This window comes from Achromobacter sp. FW305-C-28 (assembly GCF_058783235.1).
In genome coordinates this window covers 519,169-536,497 of sequence record NZ_JBYSYL010000003.1, presented here as the reverse complement: position 1 = coordinate 536,497, position 17,329 = coordinate 519,169, and the positions used below count along the sequence as shown (strand labels likewise).

Annotated in this window: 15 protein-coding genes; 12 read left to right on the top strand and 3 right to left on the bottom strand. The window is 68.3% G+C overall.

Annotated elements, in window-relative coordinates:
- Nucleotides 1–59: 59 nt before the first annotated feature.
- Nucleotides 60–860 carry an ABC transporter permease gene (locus AC3WMR_RS11290; protein ID WP_492263159.1) on the bottom strand — a complete coding sequence of 267 codons (801 nt, stop codon included), beginning with the start codon at nt 858–860 and terminating at the stop codon, nt 60–62.
- A complete protein-coding gene (locus AC3WMR_RS11285) occupies nt 851–1,465 on the bottom strand; it encodes an ABC transporter ATP-binding protein (protein WP_492263158.1) in 615 nt (204 codons plus the stop codon). Before AC3WMR_RS11285 ends, AC3WMR_RS11290 begins: the two co-directional genes overlap by 10 nt.
- Before the next feature lie 394 nt (nt 1,466–1,859).
- Between AC3WMR_RS11285 and AC3WMR_RS11280 the strand changes: the two genes are divergently transcribed.
- From AC3WMR_RS11280 to AC3WMR_RS11225, 12 genes are all read left to right on the top strand, one after another.
- On the top strand, nt 1,860–3,257 hold the full coding sequence (locus AC3WMR_RS11280; protein ID WP_492263157.1) for a lysine N(6)-hydroxylase/L-ornithine N(5)-oxygenase family protein: 1,398 nt from the start codon (nt 1,860–1,862) through the stop codon (nt 3,255–3,257).
- A gap of 13 nt (nt 3,258–3,270) precedes the next feature.
- A complete protein-coding gene (locus tag AC3WMR_RS11275; RefSeq protein WP_492263156.1) occupies nt 3,271–3,876 on the top strand; it encodes a GNAT family N-acetyltransferase in 606 nt (201 codons plus the stop codon).
- Nucleotides 3,873–5,726, top strand: coding sequence for an IucA/IucC family protein (locus tag AC3WMR_RS11270; RefSeq protein WP_492263155.1), 1,854 nt, complete (start codon nt 3,873–3,875; stop codon nt 5,724–5,726). Before AC3WMR_RS11275 ends, AC3WMR_RS11270 begins: the two co-directional genes overlap by 4 nt.
- Nucleotides 5,723–6,472, top strand: coding sequence for a siderophore ferric iron reductase (locus AC3WMR_RS11265; RefSeq protein WP_492263154.1), 750 nt, complete (start codon nt 5,723–5,725; stop codon nt 6,470–6,472). Before AC3WMR_RS11270 ends, AC3WMR_RS11265 begins: the two co-directional genes overlap by 4 nt.
- Before the next feature lie 40 nt (nt 6,473–6,512).
- Nucleotides 6,513–7,679 (top strand): aromatic ring-hydroxylating oxygenase subunit alpha, encoded by a 1,167-nt coding sequence (locus AC3WMR_RS11260; RefSeq protein WP_492263153.1) that lies wholly within the window; start codon nt 6,513–6,515, stop codon nt 7,677–7,679.
- Nucleotides 7,680–7,758: 79 nt separating this feature from the next.
- Entirely contained in the window at nt 7,759–8,799 is a 1,041-nt protein-coding gene (locus tag AC3WMR_RS11255; RefSeq protein WP_492263152.1) for a helix-turn-helix transcriptional regulator, read from the top strand.
- 180 nt (nt 8,800–8,979) lie between these two features.
- Entirely contained in the window at nt 8,980–10,203 is a 1,224-nt protein-coding gene (locus AC3WMR_RS11250) for a multidrug effflux MFS transporter (protein WP_492263313.1), read from the top strand.
- Nucleotides 10,204–10,319: 116 nt separating this feature from the next.
- Nucleotides 10,320–12,542 (top strand): TonB-dependent alcaligin siderophore receptor FauA, encoded by a 2,223-nt coding sequence (fauA, locus tag AC3WMR_RS11245; RefSeq protein WP_492263312.1) that lies wholly within the window; start codon nt 10,320–10,322, stop codon nt 12,540–12,542.
- Between the two features lie 32 nt (nt 12,543–12,574).
- Nucleotides 12,575–13,645 (top strand): iron-siderophore ABC transporter substrate-binding protein, encoded by a 1,071-nt coding sequence (locus AC3WMR_RS11240; protein ID WP_492263151.1) that lies wholly within the window; start codon nt 12,575–12,577, stop codon nt 13,643–13,645.
- Nucleotides 13,642–14,697: a FecCD family ABC transporter permease gene (locus tag AC3WMR_RS11235; RefSeq protein WP_492263150.1), complete on the top strand. Its 1,056-nt coding sequence runs from the start codon at nt 13,642–13,644 to the stop codon at nt 14,695–14,697. The genes AC3WMR_RS11240 and AC3WMR_RS11235 overlap by 4 nt, the downstream gene beginning before the upstream one ends.
- A complete protein-coding gene (locus AC3WMR_RS11230; protein ID WP_492263149.1) occupies nt 14,694–15,752 on the top strand; it encodes a FecCD family ABC transporter permease in 1,059 nt (352 codons plus the stop codon). Before AC3WMR_RS11235 ends, AC3WMR_RS11230 begins: the two co-directional genes overlap by 4 nt.
- Nucleotides 15,749–16,555, top strand: coding sequence for an ABC transporter ATP-binding protein (locus AC3WMR_RS11225; RefSeq protein ID WP_492263148.1), 807 nt, complete (start codon nt 15,749–15,751; stop codon nt 16,553–16,555). The genes AC3WMR_RS11230 and AC3WMR_RS11225 overlap by 4 nt, the downstream gene beginning before the upstream one ends.
- Nucleotides 16,556–16,568: 13 nt before the next feature.
- Here the strand turns inward: AC3WMR_RS11225 and AC3WMR_RS11220 are convergent, their stop codons facing one another.
- Complete coding sequence (locus AC3WMR_RS11220; RefSeq protein ID WP_025136524.1) at nt 16,569–17,321, bottom strand: amino acid ABC transporter ATP-binding protein; 753 nt, start codon at nt 17,319–17,321, stop codon at nt 16,569–16,571.
- Nucleotides 17,322–17,329: the final 8 nt, after the last annotated feature.

The window sequence follows — 17,329 nt, the reverse complement described above, 5'->3', positions numbered from 1 at the left end:
CGCGGCATCCGAGCCGCGATGCGATTGCGCCCGGCGGCCGATCCGACCTGCCCAGGCGTTCAATGGTCCGCGTTCAGGCGGTCCAGCCGCAGCCGGCCGCGGTCGTCCGTCAGGCGCCGCATGGCGCCGTAGGCCGCGCCCATGGCGGCCATGCCGCTGGCGCCGCACAGCAGGAACATCAGCAGGATCTGGTACTTGGCGGCGTCGATGGGGTCCATGCCGGCGATGATCTGGCCGGTCATGATGCCGGGCAGCGTGATGATGCCGGCCGCCGACATCTGGTTGATGCTGGGCACGATGCCGCGGCGCACGGATTCGCGCAGCAGCGAGGCGAAGGCCTGGTGCGCGGTGGCGCCCAGCGACAGGCGCGCCTCGATGGCGAGCTTTTCGCGGCGCACGCCGGACAGCACGCCGTCCAGCGCCAGGCTGGCGGCGTTGAGCACGCTGCCCAGCACGATGCCGACCAGCGCGATGGTGTAGCGGGGGTCGTACCAGGGCTCGGGCCGCAGCGCGGTCGACAGGATGAAGAGCGCGGTGATGACGGTGGTGGCGACGACGGCCATGGCACCCACGTAGCCGTTGCCGTGGCCGGCCAGGCGCGCCTTGGGCCGGGCGGCGACCTCGCGGGCGGCCAGCGCCATCATCACGGCCACCACCAGCGCGGTCAGCCAGGGCGCCGCGTGCGCGAACACGATGCGCAGGATGTGGCCCACCAGCAGCAGTTGCACCACGGTGCGCAGCGCCGCCCACAGCACCTGTTTTTGCAGGTTCAGGCGCAGCACAAACGAAATGCCGGCCGACAGCACTACCAGCAGCGAGGCAATGATCAGGTCGGTGGCCTGCAGTTTGATCACGTCCATTGCGGCTCCAGCTTGCCCTGCTCCATGCGCCAGCCGCGATGGGCCATGCGCCGGGCCTGGTCGGGGTTGTGCGTGACCATCAGGATGGCCGCGCCGCCGTCCAGATAGCGGCGCAATTCGGTTTCCACCCATTCGGTGGCAGCGGGATCGAGCGCGGCGGTGGGTTCGTCCAGCAGCAGCGCACGCGGCGACAGCGACAGGGCGCGCGCCAGGGCGGCCCGTTGGCGTTCGCCGGTGGACAGTTCCTGCACCAGCGCATCCATTTTCTCGGCGGCCAGGCCCATGCGTTGCAGCAGCTCGGTGGCGCGTGCACGGTCGGTGAAGTGCGGGGCAACATAGTCGTCCCACCAGCCGGCCTCGGCCTGGCAGTAGATCACCTGGCGGCGCCACTGGTAGCCGCGCATGGCCGAGCGCGGCGCGCCGTCGAGCTCGATTTCGCCGTGGCCGGGGTCCAGGTCGGCGACCTGGCGCAACAGCAGCGATTTGCCCGACCCGGAGGGGCCGGTGATGGCGGCGCATTCGCCCGCCGCGAGATCCAGGCTGACGGGCGACAAGCGCTCGCTGTAGACGCCGCGCAGCCTGAGCACGGGACGTTTATCTGACATGGCGGCAAGCATAACCCGCGCGGGTTCATGCGGCACTCGCGCGCGCTGCCCTGTCCTGGTGCGGGGTCGCTTTCACCGCATAACCCTATGCCCGCCGACCGTGTCCCTATGCGCGTTGCCACCCTGCATATGAGCGCCGCCTGCATGGCGCTGGCGATGCATCACGCCCAAAAACCATTTGCTAGAGTGTCTATATTGCAAATGAAAATCATACCTAAACAGATGTTCAATTCATGCAATACCGGCGATGGAAATGCTTTGTGCTTGCAGTGGACCGACGGCCCAACGAGTCGGTCGCGTCCCGTTCCGCCTGATTAGCCGGCCCTGTTCCGAGTATGCCCTGCCCCGGGCATCGTCCGTGCAACGAGAGACTCCGCAAAAAGGCGTAACCACCATGAACCGTGAAATCTATGACTTTGTCGCGATCGGCCTAGGCCCCTTCAATCTCAGCCTGGCGTGCCTGTCGGCGCCGCTGCCCGACGTGCGCGCCCTGTTCCTGGACAAGAAGCCGGGCTTCGATTGGCATCCGGGCATGCTGATCGAGGCGTCGACCCTGCAGAACCCGTTTCTGGCAGACCTGGTCAGTCTGGCCGATCCGCGCAGCGAATACAGCTATCTGAACTACTGCAAGCAGACCGGCCGCATCTATTCGTACTACATGCGCGAGAACCACTACCTGACGCGCGCCGAATACAACCGCTACTGCAAATGGGTGGCGGCCCGCCTGCCCAACCTGCGCTTCAATAGCGACGTGCAAAGCGTGCTGCACGACCCGGAAACCGACACCTACCTGGTGACCGGCCAGCATGCGGTCAATGGCGAACGCTTCATGGTCCGCTGCCGCAAGCTGGTGCTGGGGCTGGGCTCGCACCCCGTGCTGCCGGGCTGCTGCGACCGGCGCGAGGCGCCGTACATCCATAGCGCCGACTACCTGCGCCACAAGGCCCAGTTGCAGCGGCGCGCATCGATCACCGTGATCGGCAGCGGCCAGAGCGCGGCCGAGGTGTTTCATGACCTGCTGCGCGACAGCGACGAACACGACTACAGCCTGGCGTGGATCACGCGGTCGCCACGGTTCTTCCAGATGGAGAACACCAAGCTCACGCTGGAACTGATTTCGCCGGACTACACCAACTACTTCTACGACCTGCCGGAAACGCGCCGCCGCGAGATCCTGGCCGAGCAGAGCAGCCTGTACAAGGGCATCAACGCGTCGCTGATCAACCAGATCTATGACCTGCTGGACGAGAAGATCCACAACGGCGACCGGCGCTACACGCTCTTGACCAACGCCGAGCTGCGCGCCAGCCGCCACGACCGCGCCAGCGGCCGCTACCAGCTGGAATTTCGCCACGTCGACACCGGCCAGCCGTTTTCGCACGCGACCGACGGGCTGGTGCTGGCCACCGGCTACGCCCGCAGCATACCGGCGTGCGTCAACCCGATCCACGACCGCATTGCGTGGGCCGAAGACGGCGGCTACCAGATCGCGCGCAACTACACGATCGACCACGGCGGCAACGAGATCTTCGTGCAGAACAGCGGCCTGCTCAGCCACGGCGTGACCAACCCCGACCTGGGATTCTGCTGCTACCGCAATTCGCAGATCCTGCGCGAGCTGACGGGCCACGAGCACTACGCGATTGAACCGCGCACGGCCTTGCAGGAATTCCGCCCGCCCGCCAATGGCGTACTGGGCCACCGCGCGCCGCAGGCCGCACCCGCCTGCCGCGGCAGCGTCGCCCCCGAACTGATGCCCATGCTGGACGGGCATCGCGCCGCCACCGTCTGACCCCGGAGCCGCCATGATCACCATGACATCCGCCTTTCTTGGCGAAATCGACCGCCAGGCGCGCAGCCATTACGACGAGGGCCAGGGCCTGGCGCTGCGCCCGCTGGACCCGGCCAAGGACGCCGCCCTGCTGCGCCAATGGTTCTCGATGGACTACGCCCGCTTCTGGTCGATGCAGGAATTTTCCGACGCCCAGGTGCGCGAATTCTACGAAACGCTGCAAGGCAGCGGCCATGCCGGCGCCTGGCTGGGCAGCCACGACGGACGCCCGACGTTTCTGGTGGAGTGCTACGACCCGGCCCACGACCAGGTGGGTGAGCATTACCCGGTCCGCGAAGGCGACCTGGGCATGCACATCTTCATCGGTCCGCCTCAGGTCCGCATTCCCCACTTCAGCCGCAACGTGCTGGCCTTTGTGATGCGCTTCATGTTCGAGCGCCTGCAAGCCCGCCGCGTGGTGGTCGAACCCGACAGCAACAACAGCAAGATCCATGCGCTGAACCTGGCCATGGGTTTTGTGTACGCCGGCCAGGCGCGTTTTCGCGAGAAGACCGCCAGCATCGCCTTCTGCACCCGGCAACAGTTTGAACAGGCCCAACTCCAGGAGTCCACCGTATGAGCACCCTGCCCCACCCCGCCCAGATCGCCAGCCACCTTGCCCCCGAGGTCTGGGAAAAAGCGAACCGCCTGCTGGTGAAGAAGGCCATTTCGGAATACGCCCACGAATGGCTGCTGGAACCCGAGCGCCTGGGGCCGTCAGACGCCCCCGGCTTTGACCGCTACCGCCTGGTGCTGGCCGACGGCCATGCCGAATACCAGTTCGATGCCCAGCTGATGGCGATGCGCCACTGGCGCATTCCGGCCGAGTCGATCAGCAAGACCATGGCCGGCACGCCCGCGCCGCTGGACGCGTTGCAGTTCGTGATCGAAATCCGCGACAAGCTCGGCATGCCCGAAGACCGGCTGCCGATCTACCTGGACGAGATCACCAGCACGCTGCACGGCAGCGCCTACAAGCACACCCGCGCGGCGCTGCCGGCAGCCGAACTGGCGCTGGCCGATTACCAGACCATCGAAACGTCGATGATCGAAGGCCATCCCAGCTTCGTGGCCAACAATGGCCGGCTGGGCTTTGACGCCGAGGACTATCACGTCTATGCCCCCGAATGCGCCAGGCCGATCCGCGTGATGTGGCTGGCGGTGCACAAAGACAACGCGCATTTCGCGTGCCTGTCGACGATGGACTACGACAGCCTGCTGCAAGACGAGCTGGGCGCGGCCACCGTGGCCCGCTACACCCAGGCGCTGCGCGACCAGGGGCTGGACCCGGCCGACTACTTCTTCATGCCGTCGCACCCGTGGCAGTGGTTCAACAAACTGTCGCTGGCGTTCGCACCCTATGTGGCCACCCGCAAGATCGTGTGCCTGGGCTATGGCGACGACGAATACCTGGCGCAGCAGTCCATCCGTACCTTCTTCAACATCAGCCAGCCGGGCAAGCACTACGTGAAGACGTCGCTGTCGATCCTGAACATGGGCTTCATGCGCGGGCTGTCGCCGTATTACATGTCGGGCACGCCGGCCATCAACGAATACCTGCACGGCCTGATCGCGTCCGACCCGTGGTTGCGCGAGAACGGCTTCACCATCCTGCGTGAAGCGGCGTCGCTGGGCTTTCGCAATTACTACTACGAAGCGGCCATTTCCGTGGATACGCCGTACAAGAAGATGTTTTCGGCGCTGTGGCGCGAGAACCCCACGGAATTGATCGGACCGGAGCAGCGCCTGATGACCATGGCGGCGCTGCTGCACGTGGACCCGGACGGCCGCGCGCTGCTGCCGGCGCTGATCCGCGCCTCGGGCCTGGACGCCGCCGCGTGGCTGGAACGCTATGTGGACGCCTACCTGACACCGCTGGTGCATTGCTTCTATGCGCACGACCTGGTGTTCATGCCACACGGCGAAAACGTGATCCTGGTGATCGAAGACCACGTACCCGTGCGCGCCTTCATGAAGGACATCGCCGAGGAATCGTCGATCCTGAACCCGAACGCCGTGCTGCCCGAGAACGCGCGCCGCCTGGCCGCCGACGTGCCCGAGGAATTCAAGCTTCTGACCATCTTCGTGGATGTGTTCGAAGGCTATTTCCGCCACCTGTCGCAGGTGCTGGCCGACAGCGGCGTGATGCAGGAAGACGCCTTCTGGAAGCTGGTGGCCGGCCGCGTGATCGCCTACCAGGAAGCGCACCCCGAATTGCGGGACAAGTACCGCCAGTACGATCTGTTCGCGCCCGAGATGATCCATTCGTGCCTGAACCGCCTGCAGCTGGCCAACAACCTGCAGATGGTCAACCTGGCCGACCCCATCGGCAGCTTCCAGATGGCGCCCAACCTGGCCAACCCCATCGCCCCCTACCGGCCCGAGTGGCTGGGCCAGGGCGTGGCCGATACCGCACGGGCGCTTGCGTGAACCGCGACCTGGACGATCTGCTGGACCTGACCGACCGCCTGGTGCCCGGGCTGTCGGGCCAGGTCGCGCCGCCGACGGCCCCGGGCATTCGCCCGGGCGCCGACAACGGCGCGCTGATCGCGCAACTGCGCGACTGCTGGCAGCGCCGCTACCCCGAAGCCGGCCCGCACTACCTGGCGCTGCGCTGCTGGGGGCTGCTGATCTGGCAGCCGGTGTACCTGAGCGTGTTCGCCGCGCACCGCAGCCCGATCGTGCCCGACCTGTCCAGCATGAACCAGCCGGTTCCGCCAGACGGCTTTGTCATCGGCTACACGCTGGACCCGCATGAACCGCTGCGCGGCAGTCTGCTCGAACGCATGCAGGCCGCCGCCGCGCAGCTGCGCAATATCTGCGCCACCTTCTATCGCGAGCTGACCCAGGTGCTGCGGGTCAGTCCGCGCGCCGCCGAGAGCATGCAGGCCGATTGTGTGCTGTACGCCCTGCTGGCCGCGCGCCAGGGCGACTGCGCCGCGGCCAATGCCTGGGCCCAGGAACAGGCCGCCCGTTGGCTGGGCCTGTTGGGCATCGACGGACGCAGCGGCTACCTGACCTACGAGCGCGCATCGCTGCCGGTCATCGCCGTTGACCGGCAGGTCTGCTGCCACTACTTCCGCAGGCGCGACGGCGACTATTGCAGCACCTGCCCCAAATTGGATCTTGCCGAACGCATTGCCCGGATCGACGCCGAGAGCGCCGTGCCCGCCTGAGGGGCGGCCGGGGCGCGGCGCTCGGCACAAGGAGTCGGATATGACGGACATTGGCCGCCTGGAGCACGTGCAGCAGGCGTTGAGCCCGCTGCACGTTCGGGCCTATTTCGACGAAGCCCTGTTCGCCCGCGAACAGGAAATGATATTCAAGCAGTCGGCCCTGTACGTGGGCCACGAGAAAGGCGTGCCCGAGCCGGGCGACTGGCGCCGCCTGCCCAACGAGGAAGGCGGCCGGGTGCTGGTGCGCAATGCGCACGGCGTGGAACTGGTGTCCAACGTGTGCCGCCATCGCCAGGCATTGATCCTGGGCGGCGAGACGGGCGCGGTGACCGGCCCGGCCAATCCGGCGGGCAACCTGTCGGCCACCGGGGGCAACATCGTCTGCCCGCTGCACCGCTGGACCTACGACAACCAGGGGCAGATCCTGGGCGCGCCGCTGTTTCCCAGCACGCCGTGCCTGAACCTGCCGCGCTTTGCGCTGAAGAACTGCCACGGCCTGCTGTTCGAAGGCCCGCGCGACCCGCAGCGCGACCTGGGCAGTCTGTTCACCCGGCCCGAGTTCGATTTTTCGGACTACGTGCTGGACCACGTCGAGGTGCACCAGTGCAACTACAACTGGAAGACCTTCATCGAGGTGTACCTGGAGGACTACCACGTGGGGCCGTTCCACCCCGGCCTGGGGCGCTTCGTGACCTGCGACGACCTCAGCTGGGAATTCGGCCAGCAGTACAGCCTGCAACGCGTGGGCGTGCACGACGCGCTGGAAAAGCCGGGGTCGGACGTCTATGCCGACTGGCACGACACGCTGATGCGCTACCGCGGCGGCTCGGCGCCCGATTTCGGCGCCATCTGGGTCACCTACTTTCCCACCCACATGATCGAGCTGTACCCGCACGTGCTGGTGCTGTCGACGCTCTACCCCAAGAGCCCGCAGGAAACCATCAACATCGCGGAGTTTTATTACCCCGAAGACATCGCGCTGTTCGAACGCGAGTTCGTCGAGGCCCAGCGCGCGGCCTACATGGAAACCGCCATCGAGGACGACGAGATCGGCGAACGCATGGACGCCGGCCGGCTGGCGCTGCTGCGCCGAGGCGTGTCGGAAAGCGGGCCGTACCAGTCGCCGATGGAAGACGGCATGCAGCACTTTCACGAGTGGTACCGGGACATCATGGGGGACCAGCTGGGCGACTGCGCGGCGCCTTGAAACCGGGCCGGGAGGCAGGCGGCGGCCCGTACGGCGGTGCCGGAACGATGTGGGAAATTTCCGGCAACAATGCGAATATATGTTATTCTCATTTGCACATTTGGCGGTGGTTTCCGCGCCGCCAAGGGCTCATCCCGTAACGCGAGTGACGATCTTGAACCCATCTGCCTCCTCCGCCCAATTCACCGTCGCCGACTTCAACCGCATGGGCGACCAGAGCGGTTTCCGCTACCGGCTGCCGCAGCTGGACCGTGCGGTGCGTGGCGACCCCGACCACCTCTGCATTGCCGAGGGCCGCGTCGAGAAGTGCGCCATCCGCCCGGGCCTGACCCTGGTGCTGTCCGACGTGCGCGTGCATCAGCACTACGAAGCCACGTCGATGATGTCGCCGCGGTTCTCGGCCATCGTCATGCTGCAGGGCCACGCCCGCACCCGCATCGACCACCACGACGAAGTTCGCCTGGCCGCGCATGGCGGCGTCAGCGCGCTGTATGGCGATACCGTCGCCATGACCGGCATCCACGAAGCTGGCCAGCGCCTGCGCAGCGTCAACCTGTCGCTGTCGGACCCCGACGGCGCGGGCGATGACCAGACCAGCGAAATGATCTGGAAGGCGCTGCGCTCGCCCGCCCTGCGACTGCGCCGCTGGCAGGTGCAGGGCCACCTGCTGCAGGCCATCGAACACCTGCTGGACTGCGCCTGGGACGGGCCGCTGCAGAACATGCTGCGCGAAGGCGTGGCGACGCAGCTGCTGGCCCATGCCCTGGCGTCGCTGGAACCCGGCGCGCCTGCCGAGAGCGCCGTGTCCGAACGCGACCGCCTGCTGCTGGAACGGGTGCGCGAACGCCTGCACAACGCGCCTGGCGAAGAACACACGCTGGACGACCTGGCGCGGCTGGCCTGCATGAGCCCCAGCACCTTGCGCGCCAAGTTCCAGGCCACCTACCAGCGGTCGGTGTTCAACTGGCTGCGCGAACGCCGGCTGGAAGTGGCGCGCGAACAATTGGCCCAGGGCTGCAGCGTGCAGCAGGCGGCGCATTTCGTGGGCTACCGCCACGCCACCAACTTCGCCACGGCGTTCCGCGAACGCTACGGCATCGCGCCCAGCGAGCTGAACTGAGCGGCTCGGCCGTGGGCGGGTCGGTCCTCGGGTCTGGCGGCAGACAGGTCACCCGGCCCGGTGGCGCCTTACGGCGCTGCCCATTGCTCTTGCAGCGTTCCCCATTCATCGCCAGACGCCAGGCAGGCGACCATGCGGCAGCGCTTCCCATTCCGGGAGGCCCCCGCCATGGATGCCGTCGTGCCGCGCCCCGAATCCCCGCCGTCTTTTCCCGTCATGGTGCTGATGCTGGGCCTGTTGGCCTGCGTCGCGCCCGCCACCATCGACGCCTACCTGCCCGCCTTCGGGGCGCTGGGCCGGGAATTCTCCGTGTCCCAGGAAACCGTGCAGCTGACGCTGGGGGTCTACATGGCCGGCTATGCGTCCATGCTGCTGCTGCACGGCACGCTGTCCGATTCCCTGGGCCGGCGGCGCATCGTGATGACGGCGCTGGGGGTGTACATCTGCGGTGCGCTGATGGCGGCGCTGGCACCCAGTTTCGGCTGGCTGCTGGCCGGGCGCGCCGTGCAGGGGCTGTCGGCCGGCGCGGGCATCGTGGTGGGCCAGGCCATCATCCGCGACTGTTACGACGGGGTGCCGGCGCGCCGGGCGATGTCCTACCTGATCCTGGTGTTCAACCTGTCGCCCGCGCTGGCGCCCATCATCGGCGGCTACCTGGCGGCGCACCAGGGCTGGCGGTCGATCTTCCTGCTGCTGACGGCGCTGGCGGGCGCGGCCTGGCTGCTGTGCGCGCGGCGCCTGCCCGAAACGCTGCCGCCCGCGCAGCGCCAGCCGCTGGCCTGGCGCACGCTGGGCGCCAACTACGCCCGGGTGCTGGGCGAGCGGCGCTATATGTCGCTGGGCCTGGCCTTCAGCCTGTTGTTCGCGGCCCAGGGCTTTCTGATTGGCGCGGCGCCCGACTTCATCGCCAACGTGCTGGGGCTGCCGGAAACGGATTTCGCCTACCTGTTCGTGCCCCTGGTGGTGGGCGCCATGGCCGGCGCCCTGTTCGCGGCACGCAAGGCCGGCAAGTGGCCCGATTCGCGCATCATGCTGCTGGCCTACCTGCTGATGAGCGGCAGCTGCCTGGCCAACGTGCTGTACGTGGCCGCCGTGGACACGCCGCGCCTGCCCTGGGCCGTGCTGCTGCCGGGCATATTCACCTGCGGGCTGGCCATGTCGGTGCCGGCAATGACCCTGCGCATCCTGGCGCGGGTGCCCGACCTGTCCGGCACGGCGGCGTCGGTGCTGGGCTTTTTGCAGATGCTGACCTTTTCCGTGGTCAGCGGCTGGTGCGTGCCGCTGGTCTATGGGCAGCCGTTGCGGCTGGCGGTGGCGATGCTGGCCTGCGTGGCGGCCAGCGCGGCGGGCTGGGCCTGGCTGCATCGATGCGACATGGCGCTGACCAAAGCGCAGGCGGGATAGGCCGGCGGCGTTTGCCATATGCATCGCATCGTCCGGCATACAAAAGCGGAGCGGTAAAAATCAATAATTCTCATTACCAAACATTTCCGCTGGAGCTCGCCCTCATGCCGTCCGTTCTGCCCTCGCCCGCCGCCCGTTCGCGCCGGGTGCGTCCTCTTGTCTACGCGATCCAGACGGCTTTGTTCTGCTCCGCCCTGACCCATCAACAAGCCAGCGCCCAAAGCGCGGCCGCACCGGCCTCGTCGTCTTCCGAATCGTCGTCCGGCGTGGCCCAGCTGCCCGCCGTGACCGTCAGCGGCGCCGGCATTCCCGGCACCACCGAAGGCACGCATGCCTACAATACCGACGCGATGAACACGGCCACCGGCCTGACCCTGTCGCCCCGCGAAACCCCGCAATCGGTCAGCGTGGTGACGCGCCAGCAGATCGAAGATCAGGGCTTGCAGGATACCGGCTCGATCCTGGCCAGCGCGCCCGGCATCTCGGTCACGCGCAGCGACAGCAACCGGCTGTCGTTCTCGTCACGCGGCTTCTCGATCGACAATTTCCAGTTCGACGGCCTGAACACGCCCATCCTGAGCCAGTGGAACTACGGCGCGACCGACATGGACGCGGCCATCTACGACCGGGTCGAGATCGTGCGCGGCGCCACCGGCCTGATGACCGGCTCGGGCAACCCGTCGGCCGCGGTGAACTTCATCCGCAAGAAGCCGCTGCACGAATTCGCGCTGTCAGGCAGCGCCAGCGCGGGCAGCTGGGACAACATCCGCGGCGACCTGGACCTGTCGCTGCCCATTACCGAAAACGGCCGCATCCGTTCGCGCTTCGTGGCCGCCTACAGCCAGGGCGACAGCTACGTGAGCTTCCTGGATACGCGCAAGCGCACGTTCTACGGCGTGGTCAGCGCCGACCTGACGCCCGACACCGTGCTGACGGCCGGCGTGGAATACCAGCGCAACCTGAGCAACGGCTTCGGCAGCGGCTTTCCGCTGTTCTACAGCGACGGCTCACGCACCGATTTCAACCGCTCGGCGTCCAACAACACGCCGTGGGCCCGCATCGATACCGAAACCACCACCACGTTCGTGGACCTGACGCACCGCTTCGCCAACGACTGGAAGGTGCGCGCCGCCTACAGCCACAACGATGGCGAATACCGCATGAAGCAGCTGTACCGCGGCGGCTACCCCAACCGCGTGACCGGCGCCGGCATGACCAGTTCGTTCAACAACTACGATGGCGACCGCTCGCGCGACGACATCCACCTGACGGTGTCGGGCCCGTTCCAGCTGCTGGGCCGCAAGCACGAGCTGGCGCTGGGCTGGATGAGCGTGAACGACCACAGCAACATCGGCCAGTACCTGATGACCGGCGCCAAGCCGGCCATCGGCAGCTACTTCGACTGGCGCCAGGACCATATCGCCGAGCCGACCTGGTCCAGCACCAAGACGGCGGCCGACGACATGCGGGTCAAGCAGACCGGCGCCTACGCGGTGGGCCGTTTCTCGCTGGCCGATCCGCTGCACCTGATCGTGGGCGGGCGCTGGAGCAACTGGGAAACCAACCAGACCTACTTCGGCAGCAAGCGCGAATACAAGATCAACGACCAGTTCACGCCCTACGCCGGCCTGATCTACGACATCAACAGCACCTACACGGCCTACGCCAGCTATACCGAGATCTTCCAGCCGCAGAACGCGCGCACGCCCAGCGGTTCGATCCTGCCGCCCATCGACGGCAAGAGCTATGAAGTCGGCCTGAAGGCCGCCTACCTGGACGGCCTCTTGAACGCCGCGGTATCGCTGTACCAGACCCGCCAGAACAACCTGGCCCAGGCCATTGCCGGCGAATCGGTGATCGGCATGCCGGGCACGCAGGCGTACCGCGCGGTCAGCGGGGCCAAGGTCGAAGGCTTCGAGCTGGAAACCAACGGCCAGCTCGCGGCCGGCTGGAACATCGGCGCCAGCTACACCCACTTCACCGCCAAGGACGCCGACGGCAAGCCGATCAACACCAGCCATCCGCGCAGCCTGTTCAAGCTGTACACCACCTACCGGTTGCCGGGCGACCTGCACCGCCTGACGGTGGGCGGCGGCATCGACTGGCAAAGCCGCATGTTCCAGTCCGCGGCCAGCCCGCGCGGCAATGTGGACGTCGAACAAGGCAGCTACGCGCTGGTCAACCTGATGACACGCTTCGATTTTTCCAAGCAGGTGTCGGCCACGCTGAACCTGAACAACGTCTTCGACAAGAAGTACTACGACCAGATCGGCTTTTTCAGCCAGGGGTGGTACGGGGCGCCCCGCAACGTCATGCTGACGGTGCGCGCGCAGTATTGATGCGAGACCACGCCAAGGAGCAAAGCGGCACGATGCGTTTGAATCTGGTGAATACGGCGCCATGGCGCCGGAGCGCCGCGGCTCTTGCCGCGGCGTTGGTGCTGGGGCTTGCGGGGTGCGATCGGGCGCCGCCCGCGCCGAACGCGGGATCGGTTTCGTCCGAGGCCCGCACAACCGGCTTTCCGGTCACGATCGACAGCGCCCTGGGCCAGGCCGTGATTGCCGCGCCGCCGCAGCGCGTGGTGACGCTGGGGTTGGGCGCCGACGACCTGGCGCTGGCGCTGGGCGTGGTGCCGGTCGGCACCAGCCGGGCCGACTGGGGCGGCGACGCCGACCATTACTGGCCCTGGGTGCGCGCGGCCATCCAGGCCCGGGGGCAACCACTGCCCGAGCGCATCACGGTCTATCCCGAGCTGGATATCGAAAAGATCATCGCCCTGCGGCCCGACGTGGTGCTGGCACCGTTTTCGGGCGTGAGCCGCGAGGCCTATGCGCAGTTGTCGCGGCTGGTGCCGGTGGTGGCCTACCCCGACCAGCCTTTCCTGACGCCGGTGGACACGCAGATCGACCTGATCGCCACGGCGCTGGGCAAACGCACCGAAGCCGATGCCCTCAAGGCCCGCATCCACGACGCCCTGGCGCAGGCGGCCCGCCAGTATCCCGAGCTGGCGGGCAAGACCTTTGCCTACGTCCGCGCCGACCTGGGCTCGGGTAATTTCGCCGCCTACGTGGCCGGCGACCCGCGCGTGGACACGCTCAGCGCGATGGGGCTGACGCTGGCGCCGTCGGTGCGCGGCCTGCGCGCCAGCGCGGGCCACTTTGCGCATTACCTGGGGTTCGAGCATGCCGACGCACTGGGCGACGCCGACATCCTGGTGTCGTGGTTCTACACGCCTGAAGAACGCGACCGCACCGCCGCCCTGCCGTTATACGCCTCGATTCCCGCCGTGCGCCGCGGCGCCTATGTGGCGTTGAGCGATCCGGCACTGGTGATGGCGTCGTCGTCCGGCACGCCGCTGGCGGTGGCCTGGATGCTGGACCGGCTGGCGCCGCAGTTGGCACAGGCGGCGCAGCGGGCGCAGGCCGACCGGACCGGCCAATGACGCGCGGCCCGCACCTGCCGGCATCGGCGGCGCCACGGCCCGCCCCACCGGCATCGCCAGGGCCGGCGTCGCGCCTGCGCGCGCCGGTGCTGCTGGCCGCCTGTATCGGGCTGGCCGCGGCGGCGCTGGCCAGCCTGTGGCTGGGCTCGCGCGGGCTGTCGGCCGGCGCCGTGTGGCAGGCCCTGGCGCGGCCCGACGACAGCTATGCCGCGCTGGTGGTGGCCTCGCGTATTCCCCGCACCCTGCTGGCCTTGCTGACCGGCGCGGCGCTGGCCGTGGCCGGCGCGCTGATCCAGGCGCTGACCCGCAACCCGCTGGCCGAGCCGGGCCTGCTGGGGGTCAACGCGGGCGCGGCGGCCTCGATCGTGACAGTGGCCTTGATGGCGGGCGGCCTGCCCGCCCACCCTTTCTGGGCCGCCCTGCCCGGCGCGCTGGCCGCCGCGGGCGCGGTGTACCTGATCGGTGCCGGCGGGCGCGGCCTGCAACCGGTGCGGCTGATCCTGGCCGGCGCTGCCGTGAATGCCGTGCTGTTCGCCTATGTGCAGGCCGTGGCGCTGCTGCGCAGCGATATCTTCGATGCCTACCGCTTCTGGGCAGTGGGGTCGCTGGCCGGCCAAAGCCTGGACGCCGCACTGCGCGCCGCGCCCTATATCGGCGCCGGTCTGCTGCTGGCCGCCGCCTTGGCCCGGCCGCTCAATCTGCTGGCCCTGGGCCAGGCGCTGGCGCAGGCGTTGGGCTTGCGCGCCGGCCTGTATCGCTTGTTGGGACTGCTGTGCGTGGCCATCCTGGCCGCTGCGGCCACGGCCGCCGCTGGCCCGATTGCCTTCGTTGGCCTGGCCGTGCCGCACATTGCACGCCGCTACGCCGGCCCGGACCTGCGCTGGCTGCTGGCCTATTGCGTGGTGCTGGGGCCGCTGCTGATGCTGGTGGCGGACATCCTGGCGCGGCTGCTGCGCGCCCCGGCGGAACTGTTGACGGGCGTGGTCGTGGCCTTCATCGGCGCGCCCTTCCTGCTGGCCGCGCTGCGCAGCCGTGGCCGGAGCCTGGCATGACACGGCATCCCCCGGCCCCGGTTCGTCCGCCTGCGCCCATGCTGCGCGCCGGGTCCTGGCTGGCCTGGCCGCTGGCACCGCGCGCGCTGGTCTATGGCGCAAGCCTGTTGGTCATGGCAGCCGCCTTGCTCGCCGCCACCCTGCGCACGGGCGACCCCGGCCTGCCTTGGGCCACGCTATGGCAGGCGCTGCTGGGCGGCGGCAGCGCGGTCGAGCAATGGCTGGTGCATACCGTGCGATTGCCGCGCGCCTTGTCGGCGTTGGGCGCCGGGGCCGCGCTGGGCCTGTCGGGCGCGCTGTTCCAAAGCCTCACCCGCAATCCGCTGGGCAGCCCCGACGTCATCGGCCTGACCGCCGGCGCCTCCGCGGGCGCGGTGGCCGTGGCCATGGTGTGGCCCGGCCTGATGCCGGTGGCCTGGGGCGCCGCGACCGGCGCGCTGCTGGCCACCGCCGGCGTCTGGTTCGGGTCGGGCGCAGGCTTTGCCGCGCCGCAGCGCATGGTCATCGCCGGCATCGCGGTGGGCGCGATCGCCTTTGCGTTCGTGCAATACGGGCTGTCCAACCTGCGGCGCGAACAGGCCTATATGGCGGCCACCTGGTTAAACGGCAACCTGGCGGGCAAGACCTGGCACGACGTGGCGCTGATCAGCGTGGCCTGCGCCGTGTTGCTGCCGCTGGGCCTGGCCCTGTGCGCCCGGCTGCGCCTGCTGGAAATGGGCGATGACCTGGCGCAGGCGCTGGGCGCATCGCCGGCGCGCAGCCGCCTGGCCGCGACGCTGGTGGCCGTACTGGCCGCCGCGGCCGCCGTGACGGTGGCCGGCCCCATCGCGTTCATCGCCCTGGCCGCGCCGCAGATCGCGCGCCGCTGCGTACGCGCCAGCGGCCCGCAACCGCTGCTGGCCGCCCTGACCGGCGCGGTGCTACTGGCCGCGGCCGATCTCCTGACCCGCGCCGCCGGCCCCAACGGCCTGCCCGTGGGCGTCCTGACCGCCGGCATCGGCGGCGTTTATCTGGCTTTCCTGCTGGTGCTTGAATGGCGCAAGGCTTCGACGTGAAAGACACTTTCCCCGGCGCATCCGCGCTGCAACTGCAGAATGTGGATCTGGCGTATGGCGATACCGCCGTACTGCAGGGCCTGTCGCTGGCCGTCGAACCCGGCGCGTTCACGGCGGTGGTGGGGCCCAATGGCTGCGGCAAGTCCACCTTGTTGCGGGTGCTGGGCGGCGCGCTGGCGCCCACTCGGGGCCAGGCGTGGCTGGACGGCGCGAACATGGCCACGCTGCGCCGCAAGGCGGTAGCCCGGCGCCTGGCCTATCTGCCGCAGAATCCGGTGGCTCCCGAAATGATCAGCGTGCGCGACCTGGTGGCGCGCGGCCGCTATCCGCACCAGACCTTGCTGCGGCAGTGGTCGCCCGCCGATGCCCAGGCCGTCGACGCGGCGCTGGCCGATACGGACCTGACGGACCTGGCCGACCATCCCGTGCACACCCTGTCGGGCGGCCAGCGTCAACGCGCCTGGCTCGCGCTGGTGCTGGCGCAGGATGCGGGCATCATGCTGCTGGACGAACCCACCACGTTCCTGGATATCCGCCACCAGATCGACCTGCTGGAATTGTGTGCGCGCCTGCACCAGGCGGGCCGCACGCTGGTGGTGGTGCTGCACGACCTGAACCTGGCGTTCCGCTATGCCGATCGCGTGGTCATGATGCGGTCTGGCCGCATCGCCGCGCAGGGCGAGGTGCGGCAGGTGGTGACCGAAGCCGCGATGCAACAGGTGTTTGACCTGGATTGCCGGGTGCTGCCCGATCCGGAAACCGGCAGCCCGATGATCGTGCCCCGGCGCGGCGGCCGGGACTGACCACCCCATCGCCTTACAGCATGTGCGCCAGGAATTCCCGGCTGCGCGGATGCTGCGGCGCGCGGAAGAATTCCGCCGACGGCGCTTCTTCGACGATGCGGCCTTCGTCCATGAAGATCACGCGATGCGCGACTTCGCGGGCGAACCCCATTTCGTGCGTCACGACCAGCATGGTCATGTGTTCGTCGGCCAGCTGGCGCATGGTGCGCAGCACTTCGCCGGTCAGCTCGGGGTCCAACGCCGACGTCGGTTCGTCGAACAGCATGATGTCCGGCTCCATCGCCAGCGCGCGGGCAATCGCCACGCGCTGCTTCTGGCCGCCGGACAGGCGCGTGGGATAGTTGTCGCGCTTGTTCGAGAGGCCGACCTTGCGCAGCAGTTCCTCGGCCTTGGGCACGATCGCCGCGCGCGGCATGCCCTTGACGATCATGGGCGCCTCGATGATGTTCTGCAGCACCGTCATGTGCGGGAACAGGTTGAACGACTGGAACACCATGCCCATCTTGCGGCAGATGCGACGCACGTCGGCGTCGCTGGCGTACTGGCTGCGCCCGCCGGGCACGGCGCTGGCCAGGGCCTCGCCTTCGACGTCGATGGCGCCTTCGTCAATGGTTTCCAGGTGGTTCAGGCAGCGCAGGAAGGTGCTCTTGCCCGAGCCCGACGGCCCGATCACGGCCACCACTTCGCCCTTGCCCAATTCCAGCGACACCTGGTCCAGCACGCGATTGGCGCCGAACGACTTGACGATGCCGCGGGCCGAGATCATGGCGCGGC